The sequence below is a fragment of the Capnocytophaga sp. HP1101 genome, from assembly GCF_054772415.1.
In genome coordinates this window covers 80,416-102,911 of sequence record NZ_BPUU01000016.1, presented here as the reverse complement: position 1 = coordinate 102,911, position 22,496 = coordinate 80,416, and the positions used below count along the sequence as shown (strand labels likewise).

The 22,496-nt window shown below is 39.6% G+C and carries 22 protein-coding genes; 10 read left to right on the top strand and 12 right to left on the bottom strand.

All coding sequences use genetic code 11. The features are described from left to right. Nucleotides 1–189 precede the first annotated feature (189 nt). The 5 genes from ychF to RCZ04_RS10020 form a co-directional block, all read right to left on the bottom strand. A complete protein-coding gene (gene ychF, locus RCZ04_RS10040) occupies nt 190–1,281 on the bottom strand; it encodes a redox-regulated ATPase YchF (RefSeq protein WP_460485903.1) in 1,092 nt (363 codons plus the stop codon). Between the two features lie 792 nt (nt 1,282–2,073). Then, a complete protein-coding gene (locus RCZ04_RS10035) occupies nt 2,074–3,018 on the bottom strand; it encodes an NAD(P)H-dependent flavin oxidoreductase (RefSeq protein WP_460485902.1) in 945 nt (314 codons plus the stop codon). Between the two features lie 2 nt (nt 3,019–3,020). Next, nucleotides 3,021–3,371, bottom strand: a complete 351-nt coding sequence (locus RCZ04_RS10030; RefSeq protein ID WP_460485901.1) for an MmcQ/YjbR family DNA-binding protein — start codon at nt 3,369–3,371, stop codon at nt 3,021–3,023. 100 nt (nt 3,372–3,471) lie between these two features. Further along, nucleotides 3,472–4,956, bottom strand: a complete 1,485-nt coding sequence (locus tag RCZ04_RS10025; RefSeq protein WP_460485900.1) for a cellulose synthase family protein — start codon at nt 4,954–4,956, stop codon at nt 3,472–3,474. Nucleotides 4,957–5,092: 136 nt separating this feature from the next. Further along, nucleotides 5,093–5,605, bottom strand: coding sequence for an NUDIX hydrolase (locus tag RCZ04_RS10020; protein WP_460485899.1), 513 nt, complete (start codon nt 5,603–5,605; stop codon nt 5,093–5,095). A 736-nt stretch (nt 5,606–6,341) separates the two neighbouring features. On the opposite strand from RCZ04_RS10020, the gene RCZ04_RS10015 reads away from it, so the two are divergent. The 6 genes from RCZ04_RS10015 (at nt 6,342) to mraY (ending at nt 12,431) form a co-directional block, all read left to right on the top strand. Continuing rightward, complete coding sequence (locus RCZ04_RS10015) at nt 6,342–7,598, top strand: dihydroorotase (protein WP_460485898.1); 1,257 nt, start codon at nt 6,342–6,344, stop codon at nt 7,596–7,598. Continuing rightward, nucleotides 7,588–8,334, top strand: coding sequence for an alpha/beta hydrolase (locus RCZ04_RS10010; protein WP_460485897.1), 747 nt, complete (start codon nt 7,588–7,590; stop codon nt 8,332–8,334). The genes RCZ04_RS10015 and RCZ04_RS10010 overlap by 11 nt, the downstream gene beginning before the upstream one ends. A 3-nt stretch (nt 8,335–8,337) precedes the next feature. Next, a complete protein-coding gene (locus RCZ04_RS10005) occupies nt 8,338–9,237 on the top strand; it encodes an ion transporter (RefSeq protein ID WP_460485896.1) in 900 nt (299 codons plus the stop codon). Then, nucleotides 9,227–10,165 (top strand): tRNA (adenosine(37)-N6)-dimethylallyltransferase, encoded by a 939-nt coding sequence (miaA, locus tag RCZ04_RS10000; RefSeq protein WP_460485895.1) that lies wholly within the window; start codon nt 9,227–9,229, stop codon nt 10,163–10,165. The genes RCZ04_RS10005 and miaA overlap by 11 nt, the downstream gene beginning before the upstream one ends. A gap of 299 nt (nt 10,166–10,464) precedes the next feature. Then, entirely contained in the window at nt 10,465–11,163 is a 699-nt protein-coding gene (locus RCZ04_RS09995; RefSeq protein ID WP_460485894.1) for a hypothetical protein, read from the top strand. Between the two features lie 35 nt (nt 11,164–11,198). After that, entirely contained in the window at nt 11,199–12,431 is a 1,233-nt protein-coding gene (gene mraY / locus RCZ04_RS09990) for a phospho-N-acetylmuramoyl-pentapeptide-transferase (RefSeq protein WP_460485893.1), read from the top strand. Between the two features lie 71 nt (nt 12,432–12,502). Here the strand turns inward: mraY and RCZ04_RS09985 are convergent, their stop codons facing one another. From RCZ04_RS09985 to RCZ04_RS09970, 4 genes are read right to left on the bottom strand one after another with little or no spacing between them, the layout of a single operon-like run. Further along, nucleotides 12,503–13,672, bottom strand: coding sequence for a MalY/PatB family protein (locus tag RCZ04_RS09985; RefSeq protein ID WP_460485892.1), 1,170 nt, complete (start codon nt 13,670–13,672; stop codon nt 12,503–12,505). Between the two features lie 60 nt (nt 13,673–13,732). Beyond that, nucleotides 13,733–15,043, bottom strand: a complete 1,311-nt coding sequence (murA, locus tag RCZ04_RS09980; protein WP_460485891.1) for a UDP-N-acetylglucosamine 1-carboxyvinyltransferase — start codon at nt 15,041–15,043, stop codon at nt 13,733–13,735. Then, nucleotides 15,030–15,692, bottom strand: a complete 663-nt coding sequence (locus RCZ04_RS09975; RefSeq protein ID WP_460485890.1) for a DUF4290 domain-containing protein — start codon at nt 15,690–15,692, stop codon at nt 15,030–15,032. The genes murA and RCZ04_RS09975 overlap by 14 nt, the downstream gene beginning before the upstream one ends. Beyond that, on the bottom strand, nt 15,689–15,979 hold the full coding sequence (locus tag RCZ04_RS09970; protein WP_460485889.1) for a DUF493 family protein: 291 nt from the start codon (nt 15,977–15,979) through the stop codon (nt 15,689–15,691). Before RCZ04_RS09970 ends, RCZ04_RS09975 begins: the two co-directional genes overlap by 4 nt. 1,039 nt (nt 15,980–17,018) lie before the next feature. Between RCZ04_RS09970 and pepE the strand changes: the two genes are divergently transcribed. The 4 genes from pepE (at nt 17,019) to hemW (ending at nt 20,137) form a co-directional block, all read left to right on the top strand. Then, entirely contained in the window at nt 17,019–17,711 is a 693-nt protein-coding gene (gene pepE / locus RCZ04_RS09965) for a peptidase E (RefSeq protein WP_460485888.1), read from the top strand. Nucleotides 17,712–17,879: 168 nt separating this feature from the next. Then, nucleotides 17,880–18,413 (top strand): hypothetical protein, encoded by a 534-nt coding sequence (locus tag RCZ04_RS09960; RefSeq protein ID WP_460485887.1) that lies wholly within the window; start codon nt 17,880–17,882, stop codon nt 18,411–18,413. 13 nt (nt 18,414–18,426) lie between these two features. Then, entirely contained in the window at nt 18,427–18,972 is a 546-nt protein-coding gene (ruvC, locus tag RCZ04_RS09955; RefSeq protein ID WP_460485886.1) for a crossover junction endodeoxyribonuclease RuvC, read from the top strand. Between the two features lie 13 nt (nt 18,973–18,985). Beyond that, nucleotides 18,986–20,137: a radical SAM family heme chaperone HemW gene (gene hemW / locus RCZ04_RS09950; RefSeq protein WP_460485885.1), complete on the top strand. Its 1,152-nt coding sequence runs from the start codon at nt 18,986–18,988 to the stop codon at nt 20,135–20,137. Here hemW and RCZ04_RS09945 read toward each other — a convergent pair. The 3 genes from RCZ04_RS09945 to rplS all read right to left on the bottom strand — a co-directional run bounded on the left by RCZ04_RS09945 (nt 20,111) and on the right by rplS (nt 22,352). Beyond that, entirely contained in the window at nt 20,111–20,584 is a 474-nt protein-coding gene (locus RCZ04_RS09945) for a hypothetical protein (RefSeq protein WP_460485884.1), read from the bottom strand. The genes hemW and RCZ04_RS09945 overlap by 27 nt on opposite strands. Continuing rightward, complete coding sequence (locus tag RCZ04_RS09940; RefSeq protein ID WP_460485883.1) at nt 20,577–21,905, bottom strand: exonuclease domain-containing protein; 1,329 nt, start codon at nt 21,903–21,905, stop codon at nt 20,577–20,579. Before RCZ04_RS09940 ends, RCZ04_RS09945 begins: the two co-directional genes overlap by 8 nt. A 99-nt stretch (nt 21,906–22,004) precedes the next feature. Then, nucleotides 22,005–22,352, bottom strand: coding sequence for a 50S ribosomal protein L19 (gene rplS, locus RCZ04_RS09935; protein WP_002672812.1), 348 nt, complete (start codon nt 22,350–22,352; stop codon nt 22,005–22,007). Nucleotides 22,353–22,496 lie beyond the last annotated feature (144 nt).

The following is a 22,496-nucleotide window of genomic DNA, read 5'->3' as shown; positions in this document are numbered from 1 at the left end:
ATTACTGATGAATACTTCTAACGAATTACCTAATAAGCTAATTTATATTGTTTCTAATAGAATATTACCGTATCTTTGCCCCGTCTTTTAAAAGCAATTGCTTTTCAATGACGAAAATGAACCATAAAGATTATTTAATTTAGAATTATTTTTTGTCGGTAAGCGATGGGAATCTGCTTACCGATTTTTTTATACGTTAAAACGGAAGTGCATAATATCGCCGTCTTTCACAATATATTCTTTACCTTCCACGCGCATTTTACCGGCTTCTTTCACTTTAGCCTCGCTGCCATAAGTAATAAAGTCATTATACGCAATCACTTCAGCGCGAATAAAACCCTTTTCAAAATCGGTATGAATAACTCCAGCAGCTTGCGGGGCAGTGTCCCCTTGATGAATCGTCCAAGCACGCACTTCTTTTACTCCAGCGGTAAAATAAGTCTGTAAGTTCAACAAATGATAAGCAGCGCGAATGAGTTTTGAGGCGCCTGGTTCTTCTAAACCTATATCTTCCAAGAACATTTGGCGTTCTTCATAACTTTCTAATTCAGTAATATCTGCCTCAGTGGCTACTGCCAACACAATCACTTCAGCCTCTTCACCTTTTACAGCCTCTTTTACTTTTTCTACATAAGCGTTTCCGTCTTTAGCCGATTTTTCGTCTACATTGCACACGTATAGCACGGGCTTAGTAGTAAGCAGTTGGAAACTGTCTAACAACTCTTTTTCTTCATCGCTTACTTGCACGGCACGAGCCGAAACACCCGTGAGTAAAGCGTCCTTCACACGGTTGAGCAAGTCCATTTCTTTCGCTGCTTTCTTATCGCCTGCTTTCGCTGCACGCGTTACTTTCTCCAAGCGTTTTTCTACCGTTTCAAGGTCTTTTAACTGCAATTCTATATCAATAGTCTCTTTGTCGCGTATGGGGTCTACACTGCCGTCCACGTGCACGATGTTGTCATTTTCAAAACAACGCAATACGTGGATAATCGCATTACACTCGCGTATATTTCCCAAAAATTGGTTACCTAAGCCTTCGCCTTTGCTTGCGCCTTTCACCAATCCAGCTATGTCCACAATCTCTACCGTTGCAGGCATTACACGCTCTGGTTTTACAAGGCTTTCAAGTTTTTCTAAGCGAGGGTCGGGCACGTTCACCACACCCAAGTTGGGTTCTATGGTACAAAAAGGGAAGTTAGCACTCTGTGCTTTAGCATTCGATAAACAATTAAATAAAGTAGACTTTCCCACGTTAGGCAGTCCTACAATTCCTGCTTTCATATATTTTTAATTAACAATTAATAAATAGCAATCAAGGGGGTGATATGTTGTTTAATTGAGAGTTATATTGTTCGTTTATGGTAACCATCACCAATTCCCCCTTTGCAGGTTGTCCGCGATAGCGGAGTATGTGAATAGGGGGGAGGTTTTTTGCACTGCTCAATCTAACCCTTGATTTGCTTCTAATAACTAACAGTTTCAAGGTGCAAAAATACAACAAATATAATAAATCCCAAAATTGCCCTCAACTCTCACACCAAAAACAATTGATTTTTCTTTTTAGGATAACCGCGTTTGATAGTATAGAAGTTGAAACAAATTGTTTTCAAAGGTCAAAAAAAATAGACAGATTCCTGTCTATTAATGCCTATTTCCTTCATCTTTTGTTCGCCTTACCTTCGTCTTAGCTTCGCTCTAGAGCCACTGAAGAGCCACTCATTGTTCGTTCTTCCTTCGTCTTTCCTTCATCATTTGTTCGTCATTTGTTCGTCATTTGTTCGTCATTTGTTCGTTCATCGTTCGTCTTTCCTTCGTATTTGCGTCGCTACATTCCCCCTCTTTGAGGGGGTTAGGGGGAGGTTTTGTTCGTCATTTGTTCGTCATTTGTTCGTCATTTGTTCGTTCTTTGTTCGTCATTTGTTCGTTCTTTGTTCGTCATTTGTTCGTTCTTTGTTCGTTCTTTGTTCGTTCTTTGTTCGTTCATTGTTTGTCTTTTGTTCGTCTATCCGCCAGTCGTGCTACGACCTCGCACCGAATAAGTATTTGCATTTTGAGTATTATTCGCATTCTGATTCAAAGGGAAGTTAGTCTTTTCATTCCTTCTCGGTATTCAGCCACAATCTCATCAATCACTTCTTGAGCGCTTTGTACCTTAGTGATAAGACTCGCTACTTGTCCTATTTCTAATTCACCTTGTTCCATATCACCTTCAAACATACCTTGTTTGGTACGGCGGTTACCTACTAAAGTTTTGAGGTTTTCAACCGTAGCTTGCTGGGTGTTATACAGCTCTTTTACTTGATTGTAAAAGCCGTTTTTGAGTAGACGAACGGGAGCTAACTCTTTTAAGGTTAGTTTGGTATCGCCCTCACCAGCGGCTACCACTTTCTCTTTGAAGTTAGGGTGTACCGAAGCCTCGGTAGTAGCTACAAACCTGCTGCCTATCTGCACGCCTTCAGCCCCTAAAGCAAGGGCAGCGAGCATACCACTACCGGTAGCAATACCCCCTGCGGCTATGAGAGGGATATCTATCACACGGCGTACGGTGGGTATGAGTACCATTGTACTAGTTTCTTCCCTACCGTTATGACCGCCTGCTTCAAAACCTTCGGCTACTACGGCATCTACGCCTGCCACTTGTGCTTTAAGAGCAAACTTACTACTGCTCACCACGTGCGCTACTTTGATACCCTCTTTTTGCAATAGAGAAGTATAAGTAGCAGGATTGCCCGCCGAGGTAAAGACAATTTTTACCCCTTCACGCAAAATCACCTCAATAGCCTTATCCATTTCGGGGTACATAATAGGGATATTTACCCCAAAAGGTTTATCGGTAGCGGTTTTGCACTTGCAGATGTGTTCTGCAAGGGTTTCGGGGTGCATAGAGCCTGCGCCCAATAGCCCCAAACCGCCTGCGTTGCTCACTGCTGAAGCCAACCGCCAACCGCTTGCCCAAATCATTCCGCCCTGAATAATAGGGTATTGTATGTTAAAAAGTTCTGTAATACGGGTTTTCATCGTTATTTTAAATTTTCTTTTTCTTTTTTAGGTACTTTGGCAAGTACTTCTTCGTAAGAATGTTGTACCATTTCTTTAATGAGGGTAGGAGGGAGGCTCTCTACCAAAACTGTATTCCAAAGTTTCTTGTTTAGGTGATAGCCTGCCACTATCTTTTCAGGGTATTGTTCACGAAGTTCTAAGGCACGCTCAGGATTGCATTTGAGACTTGCCCTCAAAGGAACGCTTTCTAAATTTGTAAGCACGAATATCCTTCCGCAAATGCGAAAAGCCAATATATCCTCGCCAAAAGGCATATCTTCGGTAGTGTGAGATAAAGACAAACAAAAATCTCTAAAGGTTTCTAAGTTCATTGTTTTAGATATGAGGTAAGACAAAAGGGTTGCCTAATATTCAAGACAACCCTTTTATTTTTCTATTCATTTGCTAATTTATCTGCTTGTCGTGCTACGACTATGCTTTTGAGGTCAATGATTTGAAGAATACAAATCCAAAGCCTAAAGTGAGCATACAGTGGAATGGAAACATACCAAAGTCGTTAAGGCGCACGGCACTGTACAAGCCAAAGAGGAAGTACAACATTAGTAAGAACTCTACTATCATATTAGGAGATAGCTTGGTGTTGATGTATTTGTTGTTTTTCCAACTATCGGTAAGTGCATTGATGTTAAATTTAGGAGTGCGAACGAATTCACTGCGTTTACCTGCGTGACCTTCAAGTACAGCCACTGTGTTATGGAACGAGAACCCTAAAGCTACTGAGAAAAATGTGATAAATAGCTTGATGTAGTTCAAAAAGTCATCAAAGGTTTTGCCTTGCAGATTCTTATAAGTGAACCAATAACAGATGAACAAAATCACAGTACTGATAATAAAGAAACTGGTGATGTGGAATATCCACGCTAAGTGTCCGTATTGGTTTTTGATGTACAACATTGGGATACTGAGTATTGATACTACGAATACCCATAAGAACATAGAGCTATTGAGAAGGTGCATTACGCCGTGGAATTTGGTTTTCCAACCTATATTTTTAGCTTTTAATACACGACTTACACTCTTGCGGAAGTTTTCAGCGCCACCTTTGTTCCAACGGAATTGTTGAGAGCGTGCAGCTGAAATCACTACTGGTAATTCAGCAGGGGTTTCTACGTCTTCGAGATATTTGAACTTCCAGTTTTTGAGCTGTGCACGATAGCTAAGGTCAAGATCTTCGGTAAGGGTATCGCCTTCCCAGTTACCTGCATCATAGATACACGCTTTACGCCAAATACCTGCGGTACCGTTGAAGTTTATGAAGTGACCTTTGGAGTTACGACCTACTTGTTCAAGGGTAAAGTGCACGTCGAGGGCGAGCGCTTGTATTTTAGTAAGGATAGAGTAATTGCGGTTGATGTGTCCCCAGCGGGTTTGCACTACGCCTATTTCGGGGTCTTTGAAGTATACTACGGTACGTTTAAGCCAATCAGGTTGAGGCATAAAGTCGGCATCGAAGATAGCGACGAAGTCACCTTTAGCTATGGCGAGTCCTTCTTTGAGGGCACCTGCTTTAAAGCCTTCGCGATTGGTGCGACGAATGTGTTGAATATCAAGTCCTGTAGCTTGTAGGTTTTTGATAATTTCAGCGGTTTCGGCTACTGATTCGTCAGTAGAGTCGTCGAGCACTTGGATTTCTAACTTGGTACGGGGGTACTCTAATTTGGCGATGTTTTCGAGCAAACGAGGCACGACATACTTTTCGTTATAGAGTGGTAGCTGGATAGTTACGTAAGGTATTTCGCGAGGGTCGAGCAAGTTAAATTTTGGAGCCTCGTCGTTTTGCTTACGGTGTTTTAAGTAGTTGAGCAGTAAGTTCAGCATTGAAAGGCTGTAAAGGAAAATGCCTAACAGTGATACGCAATAGATTACGATGATAGTGTAATTAATAATTGTTGCCATAAATTATTGTTTTATGTTCTTTCATTACAATTTGATTTTGCAAAAGTACATGTTTTTTTGAATACGCCAAGAAAAAAAAGAAATATTTTTTGAAAAATATATCTTGTTTTTATGCTAATAAGCTATATATCAATAATTAACTTTGAAGTTGCTTTATGACTGTACGCACAGAGATAAAACCAATTTCTTCTTCTGGAATATCTTTAAGGGCAATCCACTGTAGTTCTTTTATTTCATCGGGGGCTACAATATGTACTTCTTCGGCTTTGAGTTCACATTCAAAAAAAATATCCATAGTGCGATAGGGTACATTTTTGTACAGGTAATTATTGGGGTAGGTGGTGATAAAGCGCAATTGTTCGGGTTTGATGATGAGTCCCATTTCTTCTTTTACTTCACGACAGGCTGCTTCTTGGGCAGTTTCATTAGGGTCGATAAAGCCACCTGGGAGGTCGAGTTTTCCTTTGTCGGGGTTCATATTGCGGACTGTAAATAGTATTTTATCTTTGTGTTTAAATACTACTGCTACTGCAGCGGCAATGTTGTGGAAATAGGTAAAACCGCAATCGTGGCACAAAAAGCGCACGTTATTAGGGAATTCGATGTTTGTAGAAGTACAATTTGGGCAATGTTTGAATATACTTTCCATAGTGTTTAGATATTTTTTGTAATATAATGCGAATCAAGGGTTGAATTAATTTCTGTATCTAAAATTTATTTTAAAATCTCGCACGGATTGCACGGATTACACGGATTTTTTACTAACAAGTTTAAATAATCTGCATATTTGTTCACGGATTTATCACCTATAAGGTGAAGAATTTCACAGATTTATGACTCAAAATAATATTTAAAATAACTCAAACAGCTTCTTAGTTTTAGTTTTGACAAAGTGCGTTTCATTAAGGTTAGAAAAATATTCCGGATATGCCTATTACACGGATTTTTTACTAACAAGTTTAAATAATCTGCATATTTGCTCACGGATTTATCACCTATAAGGTGAAGAATTTCACAGATTTATGACTCAAAATAATATTAAAATAGCTCAAACAGCTTCTTAGTTTTAGTTTTGACAAAGTACGTTTCATTAAGGTTAGAAAAATATTCTGGATATGCCTACCTTATACGAACCTTATACGAATCTTGGACGAACCTTATACGATAGCTATACCTATGGTATCTCTGTGTAAGAGGTGTTTTGTAGAAATATTTTCTACATCTTATAGGACTTCACTTGTAGAAATAACTTTTTATACTTGTTGTCTCTTTTTATTGGGCGACAAATATACTAAATTTTATCATCTGGAAAAAATAATTTGTAAAAATAGTCTTTAATTGTTTTTTTAGTTGTACCTTTGCAGAGAAATTGAAAGTGTAATTTTATGGACATATTACTCAAGTCGGCAAAGATTATTGATCAAGAGAGTGCTTATCACGGCGCTGTAAAAGATATTTTAATTTCAGATGGGATTATTGAACAGATATCGAGCCATATTGCTGTTGAAAGTGCAGATAAGGTGTTGGAAAACGCTTATGTCTCGCAAGGTTGGACGGATAGCAGTGTTTGTTTTGGCGAACCAGGCTTTGAGGAAAGAGATACTTTGGAGAACGGAATGCTTACTGCGCAAAAGAGTGGTTTTACGCACGTGCTGGTGAATCCGCTTACTCAGCCTATAGCCGACACTAAGCAAGCTGTAATGTATATCGGGGAAAAGACGAAACATTTTGCAGCTACTGCTCACCCTATTGGAGCACTCACCGTAGAAAGTAAGGGGGAATTTCTTGCCGAGCTTTACGATATGCAGAGTGGGGGAGCGGTGGCTTTTGGTGATTATAAGAAATCTATACACAACAGTAATTTATTAAAGATAGCATTACAATACACTCAGCCTTTTGATGGGGTTGTTATATCCTTTCCGAATGACGCTAAAATTATGGGGAAGGGTGTGGTGAATGAGCATATAGAGGGCACGCGTTTGGGACTGAAAGGTATTCCTGCTTTGGCTGAAGAGCTGTGTGTGGCGAGGGATTTGGCTATATTGGAATACGCAGGAGGGAAATTACACATTCCTACTATATCTACAGCGAAATCGGTAGCGCTTATTGAGGAAGCTAAAAATAAGGGGTTGGACGTAACTTGTAGCGTGGCTATTCATAACATTCATTTTACTGACGAGGTTTTAGAAGGTTTTGATACTAATTATAAAGTGTTGCCTCCTTTGCGCGATGCTGAAAATGTAAAGGCTCTTAGAGATGCTTTACAAAGGGGAGTGATAGATTTTGTTACGTCAGACCACAATCCGTTGGACATAGAACTCAAGTTTAAGGAGTTTGACCTTGCCTCGTTTGGTACTATTGGGTTGGAGAATGTCTGGGGAATTCTTAGTCAGTATACAGATGTTGAAAGGGCAGTAGCTCTACTTACCTCGGCGCGCAAACGTTTTGGGATACCTACTGCGCCCATAGCTGAGAACGCTGAAGCTGATGTTACTATCTTTACTCCTGAAGGGGAGACTGTTTTTACAAAGGAGATGATATTATCAGCATCTAAGAATAGTGCTTTTGTAGGAGCTACGATGAAAGGAAAAGTATTGGGGATTATTGCCCACAGGCAGGAAATATTGAACGATGCAGTTTAAGAAGAGCTTTATCTTTGCTATAGGGTGCTTTATTTTATTATTTACAAGCTGTTACTTTAAAACAAAGAAAAAAACAATGGAAACACATAAAAAACTACCTTTAGAATATGTAATTCGTGAGCCACAGGTGAGGGCTAAGCGTTCGCCGGTGATATTTATGTTGCACGGTTATGGGAGTAATGAAGAAGACCTTTTTTCATTTGCTAATGAGTTGCCTAAAGAATACGCGATTATATCGTTGCGCGCACCTTATAATTTAACCTCATTTGGATATGCTTGGTATATGATTAACTTTGATGAAGACCAAGCTTATTGGAGTGATAATGAGCAGGCTATTGAATCGCGTGATTTAATAGTGAGGTGTATTGATGAGGCTTGTAAGGTATATGATTTGGATACCAGAAACGTTAACCTCTTAGGATTCAGTCAAGGGAGTATATTAAGTATGGCTATTGCGATATCTTATCCTAAGAAAATACGCAGAGTAATAGCGCTGAGTGGTTACTTAAACGAGGATATCTTGAAAGAGGGATATAGAAAAGAAAACCATTCGGCTACGCATTTTTATGTATCGCACGGCACCAGTGACCAAGTAATACCTGTGGAATGGGACAGAAAAACACCTGACTTTCTAAAATCAATAGGAGCTAAATGCACTTATGAAGAGTTTCCGATAGGGCACGGTGTATCACCACAAAACTTTTATTCTTTCCGCGAATGGCTTAGTAAATATTGATTTATGGACAAGAAGGCTCTTAAATCAAAATATAATGTATTCAAGCAAAAGGCGTATATCATTATCTATGGGACGAATACTCGCTTAGGGAGATTGTTTGACTTGGTGTTGCTATTGCTTATTACTATCAGTGTGATAATGGTAATGCTTGAGACAGTGAAAGGGGTTGACCACCATTTGCACGGGTTATTGGTGTTTATGGAGTGGGTGATAACCGTTTTCTTTTCGCTTGAATATATCTTGCGTATTATTACCAATAAGAAGCCTTATAGATATATTTTTAGTATGTATGGCATTATAGACCTCATTGCTATTTTGCCGATGTACATATCATTCTTCGCTCCTGGTGCAAAGGCGATTTCGGTAGTGAGGGCTTTACGCTTATTGCGTATTTTCCGTATCTTGGATTTAGTGAGTTTTATGAATCAAGGAGAGGAGCTGAAAATGGCTTTGCGCACTAGCCGAAACAAAATTATTATCTTCATTTATTTTGTATTGGTGATATGCATACTCTTAGGCTCTCTGATGTATGTGGTAGAAGGACACCAAAACGGTTTTACGAGCATTCCGCGTAGTATTTATTGGTGTATTGTCACGATGACTACCGTAGGTTATGGTGATATAGCCCCTGAAACAGCTTTAGGGCAGATGATAGCTTCGTTTGTAATGATATTGGGTTATGGTATCATTGCAGTGCCTACGGGGATTGTTACGGCTGAATATACCCATATGAAGAGGAAATACTGTCCTGAAGACGGCAAAAAACAGCCCAAGCAACAAAGAATAACTGAGAGGATAGTATGCAAAAAATGTGCTTCTGACAATCACTTGCCGGGAGCCAAGTATTGTAGCCAGTGTGGAAGTGAGCTAACACCCCAAATAAGTGACCCCGATGGAACATAAAAAAATACTTCTGAGTGTGGTAGGACCTACTGCTATTGGCAAAACGCGGATGGCGATTGCCTTAGCACAACACTTCGGTACAGAGATAATATCTTGCGATTCACGTCAGTTTTTTAAGGAGCTTACTATAGGCACAGCTGTTCCTTCGCCCGATGAATTGGCTGCGGTAAAACATCATTTCATTCAGCATAAATCTATTTTTGAGCCTTATTCGGTAGGCGATTTTGAGCGTGACGCTATTACCTTGCTCAACGAGCTTTTTAAGACGCACGATGTGGTGGTAATGGTGGGAGGCAGTGGACTTTATGCCAATGCGGTGCTCAATGGGTTAGATGATTTTCCTGAAACCGATGAGGAGATTAGAAAAGAACTGAATGCGCAGTATAAAGCTGAAGGGATTGCTTTTTTACAACAAAAACTAAAAGTTTTAGACCCTGTGCAATATGCGAAAATAGACATAAATAATCCTCAACGAATGATACGTGCATTGGAAGTGTGTATGGTAGCAGGGAAGCCTTATTCGTCTTTTTTAAACAAAAAAGAAACAGTGCGAGCCTTTGAGAGTGTGCTAATAGGACTTACGGCAGAGCGAGAGGTGCTTTATCATCGGATTAATGAACGAGTAGAGCAAATGCTTGAAAATGGGTTGCTTATAGAAGCACAGAATATGTTTCCGTACAAGGAACTCAATGCTTTGCAAACGGTAGGCTACAAGGAGTTATTCACTTTTTTTGAAGGAAAGACGTCATTTAGTTTTGCTGTAGAGGAAATCAAGAAGAACACTCGCCGGTTTGCCAAGCGACAGTTTACGTGGTTTCACAAAGATAACTCTATACATTGGTTTGACTACCGAACAACGGTGGAGGAAATTGTTGATAAGGTAAAAGGTGTGAGCCACACGGGTAGTCGTAGCACGACAGGCAATTAAATAAAGAATGAATGGAGAAAAGACGAAGGAAGAACGAAGGAAGAACGAAGATAACCTCCCCCTATTCACATACTCTGCTCTCGCAGACTTCCTCCAAAGGGGGAATTGTAGGGACGCAAAGACGGTGCGAGTCGCACGAGCAGGTGAAGAATGAACGAACAATGAATGAAGCTAAGACGAACCTAAAGTGGAGGATAATTGAAGATATGTTGAAGCAAAAAAGGAACGTTTAATTTGAGAAGATATAGAAGTATTGCAAAAATTATTATCTTTGCACCGAAATTAATAATTGATAACTGATGAAGAGACTGATTTTATTAGCTTTTGTGCTACTTGCATTGCAGTCTTGCAGTGTAACCAATACTTTTACGTTTCACAACGATGGCACTGTTTCTACTGATATGGCAGTGGATATGAGTGAAATGCTTGCTATGGAGGCGATGGCAAAACAAGGTGAAAACAGTTTGAAAAACGTGAATATGCCTAAGTTTCCTAAAGAATGGCAATCGGCTTATGATTTTCAAAAAACAGTAGAGAAGGATACTATTCCTGCTGATAAGGCTGAACTGCTGAAACGCACTGCTATTAAAGGACTTTTTAAAGACGATAAGGAAGTGGGCTTTCAGGTTAGGTTTGACCGTTTTACACCTGAGGATTACACTTCTATCACTGCGGCTATTGATAAGGGAACACGCAATAACAATCCTTTGAGTCTATCGGCTTTTAAATGGGACGGCAAGGAATTGCACCTTAATATTGCTGCTTTGGAGCAAAATACAGATGATGAAGAACAAGCAGAGCGCGTGGCACAGATGAAGAAGATGTTTAATATTGATATCAATAATACGCTTGTATTCGAGGGAAAAATAAAGAAGATAAAAGGCAAACATCCTTATATTCAGAAAGTAGATGCTCACACTGTGAAAATTGATTTAAAAGCTACTGATGGCAAAAAGAAAAAGAGACGTGATAATGAGGTTGTAATCGTTACCAAATAATTCTCTTAACTCATATCTTTTAACTTTTAACTAAAATGTTATATCATTTATTAGAAAATCTTGAAAAATATTACGACTTTCCAGGGTCGGGACTTTATAAATACCTGTCGTTTCGCGCAGGCTTAGCTTTGATGCTTTCCTTGTTGATATCTACTATTTACGGAAAGCGAATAATTCGCATTTTGCAACGCAAGCAGATAGGAGAAACGGTGCGCGACTTAGGACTTACTGGTCAGAATGAAAAAGCGGGCACGCCCACAATGGGGGGGATTATCATTATCCTTGCCACGCTGATTCCTGTACTGCTATTAGCTAAGTTAGACAATGTGTATACTCTCCTGCTTATCATTACCACTGTGTGGATGGGAACTATAGGCTTTATAGACGATTATATTAAGACTTTCCGCAAGAATAAAGACGGGCTGAAAGGACGGTTTAAGATATTAGGACAAGTAGGCTTAGGGATTATCGTGGGGGCAACGCTCTATTTTAATGATAATGTAACTATCAAAAGCGAGAAAACAGGCATTGGACGAACACGTACTGAAGTAGTACAAGCACAGGCTGAGAATGTTGTTCCCGAAGTAAAATCGACGAAGACGACTATTCCGTTTGTGAAGAACAACGAGTTTGACTATGCTGACCTCATTACGTGGGCAGGTGATAACTATCATCATTACGTGTGGCTGGTATTTATTCCTATAGTGATTCTCATAGTAACAGCAGTTTCTAATGGTGCTAATCTTACCGATGGTATAGATGGGCTGGCTGCAGGAAGCTCGGCTATTATAGTGCTGACGTTAGGGTTATTTGCGTGGATTTCGGGTAACATTATCTTCTCAGAATACTTAAACATTATGTATATCCCAAGAGTAGGGGAGATGACGGTATTTATAGCGGCTTTTGCAGGAGCTTTAGTGGGCTTTTTATGGTATAATACCTATCCTGCTCAAGTGTTTATGGGCGATACAGGAAGTCTGACCATAGGAGGTATTATAGCTGTGATAGCCATAGCAGTGCGCAAGGAACTTTTGTTGCCTGTGCTTTGTGGTATCTTCCTGATTGAAAACTTATCGGTAATATTGCAAGTGGCGTACTTTAAGTATACGAAGAAAAAATACGGCGAAGGGCGTCGCATCTTCTTGATGTCGCCTTTGCACCACCATTACCAAAAGAAGGGATATCACGAGAGTAAGATAGTGATGCGCTTTCTTATTGTAGGGATTTTCTTAGCAGTAATAAGTATTGTAACACTGAAAGTGAGATAATAGCTCAGATATATTGAAGAATAGAAGAATGAAAAGCGCCTAAAAAACTTAGTTTTTTAGGCGCTTAACTTTTAGATTGATGTTATTGCGCTTTTGAGTTGTTCTAATGCTTGCCTTACTACACTGCGCGGACAAGCTAAGTTGATACGCATATAACCGTTACCTTCTTCGCCATAAATACTGCCATCATTCAGGGCTAAGTGAGCTTTATCAGTACACAAAGCGACGATTTCTTTCTGATTGAGTTGTAAAGCACTGAAATCGATAAAAACTAAATAGGAGGCTTGCGGTATGATGACTTTTAGTTGAGGTAAGTTTTCCTTGATATAACTCACTACTTCATCAATATTACCTTGCACGTAGGTGAGCATTTGCTCTAACCATTCTTCGCCTTTGTTATAGGCTGCTACAACGGTATTAAAGGCAAAGACATTACCACCGGCTAATTCATTCCCTTCTACATAGCTCTCAAAACGCCTGCGCAAAGAGGGATTGGCAATTACGGCATAAGAAGTAGCCAAGCCCGCCATATTAAATGCTTTGCTGGGAGAGGCAAATACTACTGAGTTCTGTTTAGCTTCTTCGCTTACTGAAGCAAAAGGAATGTGCTCATAAGGAGGAAAGGTAAGGTCGGCGTGGATTTCGTCGGACACTACGACAACCTTGTTTTGAGCACAGATAGTAGCTACTTTTTGCAGTTCTTCGCGCGTCCATACACGTCCGCCAGGGTTATGAGGGTGACAGAAGAGGAAAAGCTTACAGCCTTTTATCTTCTCTTCAAAGAGTTCAAAATTGATGTGATACTGTCCGTCTTTTAGTACTAAGGGACAGTTTATCAGCTCGCGATGGTTATTGCGGATTACTTGAGCGAAAGGATTATATACTGGTTGCTGAATCATTACCTTTTCGCCACGTTCTGTAAAAGTCTGTACTGCCATTGCCAATGCTGGTACTACACCAGGCACAAATGAAATCATTTCTTTCGTAATCGTCCATTGATGTCGGCGCTTTTGCCAACTGATGATGGCTTCATACCAGCTTTCGGGTTTGACAGTGTACCCAAACACTTCACATTCCATACGTTTTTTCATCACTTCCACTATAAAGGGAGTTGTTTTAAAATCCATATCGGCTACCCACATAGGTAGTAAATCGGTGCGTCCCCAGCGAGGGGCTAATGCTTCTAACTTGAGAGCATCGGTGTGTTTTCTGCAAACTACTTCGTCAAAATTATAATTCACTTTTTAATGATTAATGTTTAATGGTTAATGATTAATATGTTACTTGTTATCTAATATTTATTATGAGACTCTTACTATATTTGCTCCTAAGGCTTTGAGTCGTCCATCAATGTTTTCGTAACCGCGGTCTATCTGTTCGATATTGTAAATGGTAGAAGTTCCTTTGGCGGATAGCGCTGCGATGAGCAAGGCTATACCGGCACGTATATCGGGGGAGGTCATTAGGGTTGCGCGCAAAGGCGAACGGAAGTCATTGCCAATAACGGTAGCACGGTGTGGGTCGCACAATATAATTTTAGCGCCCATATCTATGAGTTTATCAATAAAGAAGAGGCGACTTTCAAACATCTTTTGGTGAATTAATACCTCGCCACGTGCTTGGGTAGCGACTACCAGCACGATGCTAAGTAAGTCGGGGGTGAAACCAGGCCAAGGGGCATCGGCTACGGTGAGGATAGAACCATCGATATAATTCTGGATTTCATAGCCGTTAGTATGAGCGGGGATATGGATATCGTCGTTTTTCTTTTCAAACGAAATTCCTAATTTATGAAAGATTGTGGGCATAATACCCAAATGTTCCCAGCCTACATTCTTAATGGTAATCTCACTACGGGTCATAGCAGCTAAGCCTATCCAGCTACCTATTTCAATCATATCGGGGAGGATAGTGTGAGAGCAACCCTCTAAGCGTTCTACGCCGTTAATAGTAATGAGGTTAGAACCTATACCCTGTATATCAGCTCCCATAGCGTTAAGCATACGACAGAGTTGTTGTACATAGGGCTCACAAGCTGCATTGTATATAGTTGTAGTACCTTCGGCTAATACGGCAGCCATAATAATATTGGAAGTACCGGTAACTGAGGCTTCTTCTAAAAGCATATAGTTTCCTTTTAGTTTATCGGCTACTACGCTATAAGTAAAGTTATTCTCATCGTATTCGAAGTGTGCACCTAATTTGATAAACCCTTCGAAGTGGGTATCGAGGCGACGGCGACCTATTTTATCACCTCCTGGTTTTGGGATATAGCCCACCCCAAAACGCGTGAGCAGAGGTCCTACTATCATAATAGACCCTCGCAAGGCTTGTCCTTCGGTGTGAAAAGATTCTGACTTAAGATAATCTACATTGATGTCATCTGCTTGGAAGCTATAAGAACCCCTACCGAGCTTTTGGATTTTCACACCTAAATTCTCGAGCAAAGAGATGAGTTTATTCACATCTTGAATGTCGGGAATGTTGTGAATGGTAACTTTTTGGTCGGTGAGCAAAACTGCGCAAAGCACTTGTAATGCCTCATTTTTAGCTCCTTGCGGTGTAATACTTCCCTTGAGGGTGTGTCCACCTTCTATTTTAAATACGCCCATTGTTATTCTTTTTATTAGTTGAGAATACTCTTTTAGCTTGCTGAGGTTGCGGGATAGGAGTACGCTTAGTTAAGTTTTGTTTAGTGCGAATAAGGTCACGACTATCAGTAAGGTCTTCGTTTGTTCCTCTCAAATCTATTTGTCCGTTACTCAGTTCGTATAGATGTTCAAAAACTACACTATCGTCTACGCTTTCTTTATTCCAAGTGAGGAAGCATTTCTTCATATGGTTAGCGATGGAATACTCTAACGCCTCGCGCAGGTCGCCTTTCTCCCAATTTACGCAAGTGTTAATCATACGTATAATCACGTTGCCGTAAAAGCGGTAGCGGGGGTGTGCTTGAGGATAGTTAAGTCTATCGGGGTGTTTATGAAGTGTAGATGGGGTAGGTTTTTCATAAGGAGAATCGACGTCTAACTGAAAGTCGGACATTATAAAGAGTTGGTCCCAGAGTTTATGTTGGAAATCAGGGACGTCGCGCAAGTGAGGGAATAGGTTTCCCATTACGGCGACGATGCTTCGAGCCGTTTTATTACGTGTATCGCGGTCTTTAAGGAGTACCGCTTTTTCTATCATTTTTTGGATGTGTCGCCCATATTCAGGGATGATTAAGTGAGGGCGTTCGGTGTTATATTCTAAGGTCGTCATAATGATAATATTCCTTCTACTTTTCCTGCTTCTTTGTAATAGGCAATTACCTCATCGGGGTTTTTCACCATAAGGCTTACCGAAACACCTGTATACTTATCGTTAGACGATGGGCGAGTAGTGATTTCGGCATTTGCATCTTTGAATACCTCTTTGAGCTGATTGAGTTTTGCTTCATCAGTAGGTATTACGAATTTATAGAGATAACGAGTAGGCCATAGGCTCGTTTCTAAGAGTTCGTTTTTCAAGCGAGCATAAAACTCGGCTAATTCTTGTTCTGTTTTCATTATAATATTTGTTTAATGATATAAAAATTAGGAATCCATTTTTTTTTAGTTTGAGGGCAAAGGTACGAAAAAAGTTGGAAAGTGAAAAGAAAAAAGTAAAAAAGTGTATTTAATACCAAAATACGAATAATGCCAATAATGCCAGAAATAATCAACTTTGCCAAAGGTTGTAGTACGGCGGGTGATTGAAAACTTTGGCAAAGTGTGGAGGAGTCAGATTTTTCGGATAAGTAGGATTTTTCTGGAAATTCTGAGGTACGAGGTCGTAGCACGACAGGCAGTAAAGATTTTGTGGATATCAGAAGATATCGGAGAAATTCGGAAGGGATTTTTTAGGTAAAAGATAAAAGGTAAAAGGTAAAATGGGTATGCTTAGCTTATACAAAGCTTATAGGAAGCTTATACGAATCTTGGACGATTGTTATACAAGAGGTATATAAGTGATTGATTAATACTGTAATACAATAATGCCAATAATGCCGATAATAGGGTTTCGAGGCGAAAGAAAGAGGAAGTGCGAGCCGCACGGGCAGGTAGAAAATTAGAGAATTAGCGAATTTGAAAAATGAGAAAATATGCAGGTTAGTTGAAGAAGCTTGTAGAGGAGTTGGATGGGGGTCAGATAAATCGGATAAATCTGATAAGTAGGAGAGAGTCTGAAAAACCTCCCCCTTGCCCCCTCCAAAGGGGGAACTGTAGCGACGGAAAGACGTGCAATAAACGATGCGAGTCACACAAGTAGATAGTTAGGAGGCGAACAAATGACGAACTCAAAATAAAGATATGAGGGAAGTAAAAAAGAGACTATTGGGAGTTTTCAACTTTGCCAAAGGTCGTAGCACGACAGGCTATTGAAACTTTGGCAAAGTTCGTACTGAAATCTTTCCCTATTCACTTACTTCGCTGTCGCGGAGAACCTCGTGGAGGGGGAATTAGAGATGTAAAGATAAAAGTAAAATGAAGGTAAAATGAAGGAGTGTGAGATACAGGGTATTTGATTTTTTATTATCTTTGCGTGTTGTAACTAAATAGAACTGTGATGAAAAAAATATTATTAGCGAGTACTTCTACTGTGTATGGGGGGACTTATCTTTCTTATTTACAAGAGGAACTAACGGATTTCTTTGCAGAAATCGACGAAATATTATTTGTGCCTTATGCACGCCCGAGTGGTATTACGCACGATGAATACACCCAAATTGCCCAACAGTTTTTTAATAAAATAGGGAAAAGGGTAGTGGGGTTACATACTTTTGCTGACCCTAAAAGTGCTATTAGGCAGGCACAAGCAGTTTTTACGGGAGGTGGTAATACCTTTGTGCTGGTACATCAGCTGTACGGATTGGGGCTGATGGACGTATTGCGTGAAACAGTAGAAAAAGGAACACTTTATATGGGGACGAGTGCAGGGAGCAATATTGCTGGACAAACAATGCAAACTACTAATGATATGCCTATTGTTTACCCGCCTTCGTTTAGAACTTTAGAACTTGTGCCTTTTAATATTAACCCTCATTACCTTGACCCAGACCCGAACAGCAAACACAAGGGAGAAACTCGTGAAACGCGTATTAAAGAATTTCACGTTTTTAACGATACGCCTGTGATAGGGTTGCGCGAAGGCAGTTGGTTGCGAGTAGAAGATGAGAAGGTGACTCTTAAAGGCGATTTGACGGCTCGAATTTTCTTGAAAGGGCAAGAACCTTATGAAAGTACGGAAATTTTATTGTAGAGAGCGATAGAAATATACTATTCTTATAATCAGTTTATTACATTCGTTATTTTGTGAAATAGAAAGTTAGTAGGGAATATTTTTATGAAGAAAAAGTGTTATTTATTTTTGTAAATCAATTTTTTGTAATACTTTTGAGCCGTAAAAACACTTATTATACATTTAATTATGAAATTTTACTTTTGTTTTTTAGCCTTATCATTGGCACTTGTATCGTGTAACGACAATGGTAACCAACTCACTCCTGAGCAGAAAGAAGCAAAATTGCAACATAAGTTGGACTCGATAGCAGATATAAAATTCTCGGAAATAGTGAAGGAAGAGGTAGACTCTTATCCTATTTTTAGGGGGGTATGTGATACAGCAACTACAAAGATAGGGCAGAAAGAATGTTTTGAGAGGACTTTTACAACCCTTTTTCAAGAGCGTTTGAAAAAGGCTCCTTATGAAGTAACAGAACCTGTTACCGACCGTGTGTTGCTGAACATAAAAGTGGATAATACAGGTAAAATAGTGCTTATAGATATGGAAGCGAATGAAAAGACTAAGGAATTGCTCAGTTCAGAGAGTGAAACTTTTGAGGATTCGTTACGCGCTAATTTATCTGTGCTCTCGGAGCAAGATGCTATTATACCTGCCACCAAGAATGGGCTAAATGTGAGTACACAGTTTAAGTTACCTATTGAAATTAACGTTAAATAATCAGTAGTAGTTTTTGGAACGTATTATTTTAGGTATTGACCCTGGCACTACTATTATGGGTTTTGGGCTTATTCAGGTGGAAAGAGACAGTATGAAGCTCTTACAACTGAACGAGCTTCAACTGAGCAAATACAGCAATCACTACTTAAAACTGAGTGTGATTTTCAACCGCACATTGGAGCTGATAGATACTTATAAGCCTGATGAATTGGCTATTGAAGCGCCTTTCTTTGGCAAGAACGTACAGTCGATGTTGAAACTCGGAAGAGCGCAGGGAGTGGCGATGGCAGCAGGGCTATCGCGCCAAATTCCTATTACCGAATACGAACCTAAAAAGGTGAAAATGGCTATTACGGGCAATGGTAGCGCTTCGAAAGAACAAGTAGCCAAAATGTTGCAACAATTACTGAACATTAAAGAACTTCCTAAACACTTTGACGCAACCGATGGTCTGGCGGTGGCGGTTTGTCATTTCTTTAACGGTGGCAAGGCACAAAAACAGCAAAGTTATAGCGGTTGGGACGCTTTTGTAAAACAAAATCAAGACCGCATCGGTTAAAAAAGACTTCGTTTTGTATAGCTTATACATTCATATTCCTTTTTGTAGGCGTGCTTGTTATTACTGTGATTTCCATTTTTCGACTACTCTGAAAAGAAAAGGAGAAATGGTGAATGCGCTTTGTAAAGAGCTCATTTTGCGCAAAAGGGAAGCGATAGGTAGCGAACTACAGACTATCTACTTAGGGGGAGGTACGCCCAGTATCCTTTCGTATAAAGAATTAGAACAACTTTTTCAGACTATCTTTACACATTACAAAGTAAGCCCCACAGCTGAAATTACCTTAGAAGCCAATCCTGACGACTTTTTTAGAGAAACATCACCCAAGCAAAAGCTTGAGCAATTACGCTCTTTGGGTATTAATAGGCTCAGTTTGGGAGTGCAGTCGTTTTTTGAAGAGGACTTGCAATTGATGAACAGAGTGCATACGGTAGCCCAAGTAGAGACTTTATTGCAGATAGCCCGCCAATATTTTGATAATATCACGATTGACTTGATTTACGGTATCCCCAGAATGAGTGAGGAACGCTGGCAGGAGAATATCCGTAAGGCACTGTCGTTTGGGATTCCGCATATTTCAGCCTATGCGCTTACGGTAGAAGAAAAAACCGCTTTGCACAAGTTTATTGCTACGGGCAAGATACCCCCTATAAGCGATGAGCAGGCTTATGCACATTTCCAGATGCTGATAGATATTTTAGAGGCAGAGGGGTTTATACAGTATGAGTTTTCAAACTTTGGCAAAGAAGGATACTTTAGCAGGAATAACACAGCTTATTGGTTTGGCAAGCCCTATATGGGAATAGGTCCTTCAGCACACAGTTTTAACGGAAAAGAACGCAGTTGGAATATTGCTCATAACATTAAATATATACAACAGATACAGCAGGGGATATTGCCCCAAGAAAAAGAAGAGCTTACGCTTGATAATAGGTATAATGAACTTATTATCACACGTATACGCACAATGGTGGGGATTGATTTAGCAGAAGTGAGAGCGGTATTTGGGGAAGATTACGAGCGATATTTATGGCAACAAGCACAGCAATACCTCAGTGATGAGCTTTTGGTGATAGAAGAAAACCATCTGAAAGTAACACGCAAGGGTAAATTCCTCTCAGATGGTATAGCTTCGGATTTATTTAGGGTGAATGACTTCACTTAATGGTTTAAAGACAACATTTTGGTTACCGTCGATATGGTATTCCAAGAGTAGGTCGCCCCACAATTCACCGTCAGTAAATTCACAAATTACCCATTTTTCATTGAGTATTCTTATTTTATTAAACAAGAATTTTCCATTACTTTCAGATTTGATGTAAGGGTTTTTAGTGTCCTTTACATTCATTTCCATTAGGGCATTGACAACGATTTGTGAAGGATTATCAATCTTCAAATCCTCAAAATACTGTTGAGCCAACTCATTAGTTTCAAGGCTGAAATTCAGAGCTTCAATACGTTGTTCATCGAGTTTTTTGATAGAATCGGTGAGTTTTGAAATCTTCTCAGCTGATTCTTTTATCGCTGTAGCATTGGTATCGCTACTTGTTTGGTTGCAACCTGCTAAAAGGGCAGAAGCTCCTAAAAGCGTAATAAAAAGTTGTTTATTCATTATGATAAGGTTTTTGTTCACTAAGATTTAGCACTTTTACTTTAGGATTTCGTCGCAAGTAAGCGTGCAAAAGGTGACGGTTAGTTAATGAATTGGGTAAAGGAGTGATAAGGTTTTGTAGTATCTCTAATTGAGTAAGCTGAAAATTCAGGTTAAAGAAGCCATAACCTTGAATATTACCATCGACTACTAAAATAATACTTTTCTCGCCTACCACTCTGCCTTTATCTACAATAGCTACGTTTTGGTGTACAAGTCCGTATTTTGAAAGCACCTCAGAGGCGCGAGTGTTATATTTTTCTACGGTTTCGTTATTGAAATCTATTTCGTTTAAGAGATATTTTTCAGTGATTTGTTTTAAAAATCTCTGAGCTTGTTCTTTGGTTTCAAAAGTGGTGATTATCTCATTTTGAGTAGATAATAATTCTATTGAAAAACAAAGATAACCTTTAGCATTAAAGTGAGAAGTGAGTATATAGGTGATATTTATTTCCTTTTCAGGGTTCTTTCTGTTGCATTTTGGCTGGTTGAGATGTATTTCTTCCAACCTTTTTAGCGCAGTAATAAGTTCATTACCTGTTTCTTGATAAGTAACTTGATAGGTATGACGTTGCAAGTATCTATCGCGTTTGGAGGGAGAGGTGAAGAGCCTGTTTACTTGTTGCTTGATGTTTTTGTGCTTCCCGATGTAAATAATTTTACCTTCTTCGTTATGCATATAAAAAATTCCTAATGTTTCAGGAAGGGTGTCGAGTATTTTTAGATGGCGAGAAGCCATTTCTAAACGGATGTCTTGCTTGACAGAGGTAGTAATGATCTCTTTTTTAGTGTCCTTTTCGAGTAGGTATTTAAAGAGTTTTAGGGTAGCTAAGGCATCACCTGAAGCGCGATGTCGGTCGCTTACAGGAATACCCAATGAGCGGACTAATTTACCCAGACTATATGATTCTTTATCAGGGATAAGCTTCTGAGAGAGTTCTACAGTACAGAGTGTGGTTCGGACGAAGTCATAGCCTAAACGGCGAAATTCGGTTTGCAAGATGCGATAATCGAAGGCAGCATTGTGTCCTACGATAATACAATCGGTGGTAATTTCGACAATACGTTTAGCGACCTCATAGAATTTAGGGGCATTGCGCAACATTTTGTTGTTGATGCCTGTAAGTTTAGTTACAAACTCTTGAATGGGGCGTTCGGGGTTTATCAAAGAAATAAACTGGTCGGTGAGTTCGTGACCGTCGAACTGATAGATGGCAATATCGGTAATGCCTTCTTCATTGTATTTACCACCGGTAGTTTCTATGTCGAGTATTGCGTACAAATGTTTAGATATTAGGTTTTATGGATTAGGTATTAGAAAAGAAAAAAGCAAAGAGGAAGGAAGGTCTTACTCTTTGCTTTTATAAGTTTGTTTAACTGATTAGCGAACTTCTTTAATACGGGCTTTTTTACCGGTAAGTCCTCTAAAATAGTAAATGCGAGCACGTCTTACTTTACCTTTTTTGTTTACTTCAATTTTTTGAAGGGCAGGCATATTGATAGGGAAGATACGTTCTACCCCTACGGTACCGGACATTTTACGGATAGTAAAAGTAGCGGTTACGCCGTGACCTTTGCGTTGAATAACAACGCCTTTAAAAAACTGAGTACGTTTTTTATCACCCTCTTTAATCTCGTAGTACACAGTGATAGTGTCACCAGCAGAGAAATCGGGGAAGTCTTTTTTTTCGATAAAGTTGTCTTGTACGTACTTTAATAATGGTTCCATAAAAAATATAAATAATTATGTTATCAATGGGCAACATTCACGACTCTCGCCAGAGGTTACTCCAAATCGGGGGCAAAGGTAGTACTTTTTTTTGATTTAGCAAGAAGCTTTTGAAAGAAAATTTTTGTAATGTGGTAGTGGAAT

Bases quoted from the DNA above. Each gene is read 5' to 3' on its own strand.
- RCZ04_RS10025 (WP_460485900.1), bottom strand. From the start codon at position 4,956: ATGGCAACAATTATTAATTACACTATCATCGTAATCTATTGCGTATCA.
- RCZ04_RS10030 (WP_460485901.1), bottom strand. From the start codon at position 3,371: ATGAACTTAGAAACCTTTAGAGATTTTTGTTTGTCTTTATCTCACACT.
- RCZ04_RS09975 (WP_460485890.1), bottom strand. From the start codon at position 15,692: ATGACGACCTTAGAATATAACACCGAACGCCCTCACTTAATCATCCCT.
- RCZ04_RS10020 (WP_460485899.1), bottom strand. From the start codon at position 5,605: ATGGAAAGTATATTCAAACATTGCCCAAATTGTACTTCTACAAACATC.
- RCZ04_RS09945 (WP_460485884.1), bottom strand. From the start codon at position 20,584: ATGAATAAACAACTTTTTATTACGCTTTTAGGAGCTTCTGCCCTTTTA.
- ychF (WP_460485903.1), bottom strand. From the start codon at position 1,281: ATGAAAGCAGGAATTGTAGGACTGCCTAACGTGGGAAAGTCTACTTTA.
- rplS (WP_002672812.1), bottom strand. From the start codon at position 22,352: ATGGAACCATTATTAAAGTACGTACAAGACAACTTTATCGAAAAAAAA.
- RCZ04_RS10005 (WP_460485896.1), top strand. From the start codon at position 8,338: ATGGACAAGAAGGCTCTTAAATCAAAATATAATGTATTCAAGCAAAAG.
- RCZ04_RS10035 (WP_460485902.1), bottom strand. From the start codon at position 3,018: ATGAAAACCCGTATTACAGAACTTTTTAACATACAATACCCTATTATT.
- RCZ04_RS10010 (WP_460485897.1), top strand. From the start codon at position 7,588: ATGCAGTTTAAGAAGAGCTTTATCTTTGCTATAGGGTGCTTTATTTTA.
- pepE (WP_460485888.1), top strand. From the start codon at position 17,019: ATGAAAAAAATATTATTAGCGAGTACTTCTACTGTGTATGGGGGGACT.
- RCZ04_RS09970 (WP_460485889.1), bottom strand. From the start codon at position 15,979: ATGAAAACAGAACAAGAATTAGCCGAGTTTTATGCTCGCTTGAAAAAC.
- RCZ04_RS09960 (WP_460485887.1), top strand. From the start codon at position 17,880: ATGAAATTTTACTTTTGTTTTTTAGCCTTATCATTGGCACTTGTATCG.
- RCZ04_RS09995 (WP_460485894.1), top strand. From the start codon at position 10,465: ATGAAGAGACTGATTTTATTAGCTTTTGTGCTACTTGCATTGCAGTCT.
- miaA (WP_460485895.1), top strand. From the start codon at position 9,227: ATGGAACATAAAAAAATACTTCTGAGTGTGGTAGGACCTACTGCTATT.
- mraY (WP_460485893.1), top strand. From the start codon at position 11,199: ATGTTATATCATTTATTAGAAAATCTTGAAAAATATTACGACTTTCCA.
- murA (WP_460485891.1), bottom strand. From the start codon at position 15,043: ATGGGCGTATTTAAAATAGAAGGTGGACACACCCTCAAGGGAAGTATT.
- RCZ04_RS10015 (WP_460485898.1), top strand. From the start codon at position 6,342: ATGGACATATTACTCAAGTCGGCAAAGATTATTGATCAAGAGAGTGCT.